Source organism: Mesorhizobium sp. M2C.T.Ca.TU.002.02.1.1 (assembly GCF_003997225.1).
The window spans coordinates 1-3,742 of record NZ_RZTO01000627.1 but is presented as its reverse complement, the minus strand read 5'-3'; the positions used below and the strand labels follow the sequence as shown (position 1 = coordinate 3,742).

Annotated in this window: 3 protein-coding genes and 1 tRNA gene; 3 read left to right on the top strand and 1 reads right to left on the bottom strand. The window is 62.7% G+C overall.

Going from position 1 to position 3,742, the window contains the following annotated elements; genetic code table 11:
• Both EOD07_RS26365 and EOD07_RS26360 read left to right on the top strand, forming a co-directional pair.
• A partial coding sequence (locus tag EOD07_RS26365) for a DUF2157 domain-containing protein (protein WP_127237497.1) occupies window positions 1-1,106 on the top strand: 1,106 nt, incomplete at its 5' end.
• Window positions 1,103-1,684 carry a GDYXXLXY domain-containing protein gene (locus tag EOD07_RS26360; protein WP_127237496.1) on the top strand — a complete coding sequence of 194 codons (582 nt, stop codon included), beginning with the start codon at window positions 1,103-1,105 and terminating at the stop codon, window positions 1,682-1,684. The genes EOD07_RS26365 and EOD07_RS26360, both read left to right, overlap by 4 nt.
• Window positions 1,685-1,787: 103 nt before the next feature.
• Here the strand turns inward: EOD07_RS26360 and EOD07_RS26355 are convergent.
• Window positions 1,788-1,872, bottom strand: a tRNA-Leu gene (locus EOD07_RS26355).
• Window positions 1,873-2,215: 343 nt separating this feature from the next.
• Between EOD07_RS26355 and tig the strand changes: the two genes are divergently transcribed.
• Window positions 2,216-3,706, top strand: coding sequence for a trigger factor (tig, locus tag EOD07_RS26350; RefSeq protein WP_127237495.1), 1,491 nt, complete (start codon window positions 2,216-2,218; stop codon window positions 3,704-3,706).
• The last annotated feature ends 36 nt before the right edge of the window (window positions 3,707-3,742 follow it).

The following is a 3,742-nucleotide window of genomic DNA, read 5'->3' as shown; positions in this document are numbered from 1 at the left end:
CGACACGGGTGAGGGCGGATATTGCGCGCTGGCGGGAGGCCGGGCTGATCGATCCCGCAACAGCGGAGGCATTGACGCGCGACGTCGCGGCCAACGAGCGCGCGTCGCTGAGTTTCGGCTCGATCCTGGCGATGATGGCAGCACTTCTGTTCGGCGCCGCGATCCTGATCTTCGTCGCCGCGAATTGGGAGGTCATTCCGCGTCTCGTTCGCGTGGCGGCGCTGTTTGCGGTCATCCTCGCCGGCTATGTCGGCGGCGCGGTGCTGAAGACGCGCGACCATGACGCGATCGGCGAGGCGCAGTGGATCGTTGCGGCCGCCGCCTTCGGCGGATCGATCGCGCTGATCGGCCAGATGTATCACCTCTCGGGCGACGAGGCCTCGGCGCTGCTCACCTGGTGCGCCGGCACGGCACTGGCGGCGGTGGCGCTGCGTTCGAATCCGCTGACGGTGGCTGCGATCGGCATCGCCGATGCCTGGCTGGTGCTCAAGGGGTTCGGCTTCTACTGGCGCGCGGAAATTCCGCATCTCTTCATCGTCGTGGCGATCGTTCTGTTCGCCATCTCGTTCTGGACGCGCAGCCGGGCCGCGCGCCATCTCATCATCCTGTCGGTCATCCTCTATCTGGTTCTGTTGGCGACGGATCACGACACGCTGCCGGTGGCGATTTCGCTGGCCATCGCCTCGGCGCTGCTCTTTGCCGCTTCGGTCTTTGCCGGCGACTCGATCGACAGGATCCTTCAACTGGGCGGCCGGCTGCCCTTGCACGCCTTGTTCGGCTTCCTCACCGGGATGGCGATCATCCAGTTCGATCTGGCGGATGAAAGCACTTACAACAGCGGTTTCGCCGTCGCCTCGATCGTAGCCCTTGCCGGCATCGTCGCGGCAATCATGCTGGCGGGCCGAGAGAGCAGGGGGCTGCGCTGGCTGGCCTATGCCGGCTTCGCCTTCGAACTCGCCATCATCTATGGCGTCACCTTGCGATCGATGCTGGATACGGCCGGCTTCTTCCTGGCGGCGGCCGTGCTGCTCGGCATGCTGGCGCTGGTCATCATCCGCATCGAGAAGCGCATGAAAGCGCCTGCCGGGACAGGAGCTGCGGCATGACCGGCAAGAAACTGATCCTCTCGGCGCTGGTGCTGGCGCTCGTCCAGATCGGCTTCCTCAGCTGGATCATCGCAGGCCGGGCGGCAATCCTGCGCAACGGCAAGGAAGTGCTCTTAAAGGTCGAACCGGTCGATCCGCGCGATCTCCTGCGCGGCGACTACATCTCGCTCAACAACAACATTTCACGCATCCCGGTGAAGCTGATCGCCAACATTCCGCAAGGCGCGTTCTCCAGCGACGACGGCTCGATCACGGTGCGATTGAAGAAGGGCGCGGACGGTTACTGGCAGCCAACGGCAGCCTGGCTCGGCAAAGCGCCGGCCCCGGCTGCGGCGGACGAGGCGGATATCGCCGGACATGTCGCGGCGGGCTGGGATCTTCGCAGCCCCGACATGACGATCGCGCCCGACTATGGGATCGACCACTTCTATCTGCCCGAAGGCGAAGGCGTGGCGATCCAGGCCGACATGCGCGTGCGGCCGTTCGGCATCAAGCTCGCGCTTGCCACCGACGGCACGGCGCAGATCAAGGCGCTGATGGACGGCGACAAGACGCTGTTCGAGGAGCCGCTTTATTAGAGACCATTAGGCACCGTCCTCCTTCGCCAAGGGCTTCGGAGGACACCCTTCGCTCTGACGAGCTCCAGGTGGCCTGCCACCCGAAGCTCGTCAGAGCGAAGGGTGGTGCGGATGAAGGGACTCGAACCCCCACGCCTTTCGGCACTGGAACCTAAATCCAGGGCGTCTACCAATTCCGCCACATCCGCTTTCCCCGGCAATCCCATGTAGCCATCATTCTGTCAATGTCAGGGCTCAAATGGCCATTATTCGCCTGATCGCGAAGATGGTTGAAAATTAGCCTAGCCTGTGACAAAAGGCGTGTCGAATGTGACGGGACGCGACTATCCGCTTCTACAGAATGTAAGAAGAAGTAGGAAAAACAAAGACTTCTTCACATTTTGGGAAGTGCAGTTCAGGAGAGTTTGAGCCGCTTAGCGGTCAAATCACCGGGTTCCGTACAGAAAGCCATTTCCGGCAAGATTATACCGGCAGGCTGTGAACGGCTAAGGACCGTTTGGCAGCCTCATTGGTGAAGACAAAGGTTTTAGGATGCAGGTCACCGAAACACTCAACTCCGGTCTCAAGCGCGAGATCAAGATCACCGTGCCGGCCGGTGACATGGAAGCCAAGCTGATGGCGCGGCTGACCGATGCTCGCGACAAGGTGCGCATCAACGGCTTCCGCCCCGGCAAGGTGCCGGTGCAGCATCTGCGCAAGATGTACGGCAAGTCGTTCATGGCCGAGGTCGTCAACGAGATTCTCAACGACTCGACCCGTTCGATCATCTCGGGGCGCGGCGAAAAGGCCGCCATGCAGCCCGAAGTGATCATGACCGAGGACGAGAAGGAAGCCGAGAAGATCCTGGCCGGCGGCGCCGATTTCGAATTCAGCCTCAATTACGAGGTCATCCCGGCGATCGAGATCAAGGATTTCTCCGACATCAAGGTGACGCGTCAGGTCTATGACGTGCCGGAGCAGGAAGTCGACGATCAGGTCAAGCGCGTTGCCGAATCGGCGCGCAGCTACGAGCCGAAGACCGGCAAGGCCGCCGAGGGCGATCGCGTGAGCATCGACTATGTCGGCAAGATCGGCGGCGAGGCGTTCGCCGGCGGCGCCGGCACCGACCAGCCGCTGGTGCTCGGCTCCAAGGAGTTCATCCCCGGCTTCGAGGACCAGTTGATCGGCACGAAGGCCGGCGACGAGAAGCAGGTCACCGTCACGTTCCCCGAAAACTATCAGGCGGCGCATCTGGCCGGCAAGGAAGCCACCTTCGACGTCACCGTCAAGGAAGTGTCGGCGCCCGGCGCGCTCGAGGTCAATGACGAGACGGCCAAGAATCTCGGCCTGGAATCACTGGAGCGCCTGCGCGAGATCGTGCGCGGCCAGCTCGAGAACCAGTTCGGCTCGATGACCCGCCAGAAGGTAAAGCGCCAGCTGCTCGACCAGCTCGACGCATCCTACTCCTTCGAGGCGCCGTCAAAGCTCGTCGAGGCCGAGTTCAACAACATCTGGGCTCAGGTCAACCGTGACCTCGAAGCCGCCGGCCGCACTTTCGCCGACGAAGAGACGACGGAAGAAGAGGCGCGCGCCGAATATATGCGCCTTGCCGAGCGCCGTGTGCGCCTTGGCCTGGTTCTGGCCGAGATCGGCGAGAAGGCCGGCGTCACCGTGTCGGACGAGGAATTGCAGCGCGGCCTGTTCGAGCAGGTGCGCCGTTTCCCGGCTAACCAGCAGCAGGAAGCCTTCGAGTTCTATCGCAGCAATCCGGAAGCCATCAACGCGCTGCGGGCGCCGATGTTCGAGGAGAAGGTCGTCGACTATCTGCTCGGCCAGATTTCGGTCAATGACGTCAAGGTCGGCAAGGATGAGCTGATGGCCGACGACGAAGAGGCCGAAACCGCGACCAAGGCGAAGCCGGCCAAGAAGGCCTCCTCGAAGAAGGCCGAAGCCAAGGCAGAGGCGGGCGAAGCCGCCGGCGAGGCCGAGGAGCCGAAGAAGAAGGCGGCGCCGAAGAAGAAGGCTGCCAAGGAAGCCGAGTGACAGGTTTCAATACCGCGATTTAGAAAAGGCCGCCTC

What these genes read in the sequence shown, in the direction of transcription:
- EOD07_RS26360 (WP_127237496.1), top strand. Translation starts at nt 1,103, where the DNA reads ATGACCGGCAAGAAACTGATCCTCTCGGCGCTGGTGCTGGCGCTCGTC.
- tig (WP_127237495.1), top strand. Translation starts at nt 2,216, where the DNA reads ATGCAGGTCACCGAAACACTCAACTCCGGTCTCAAGCGCGAGATCAAG.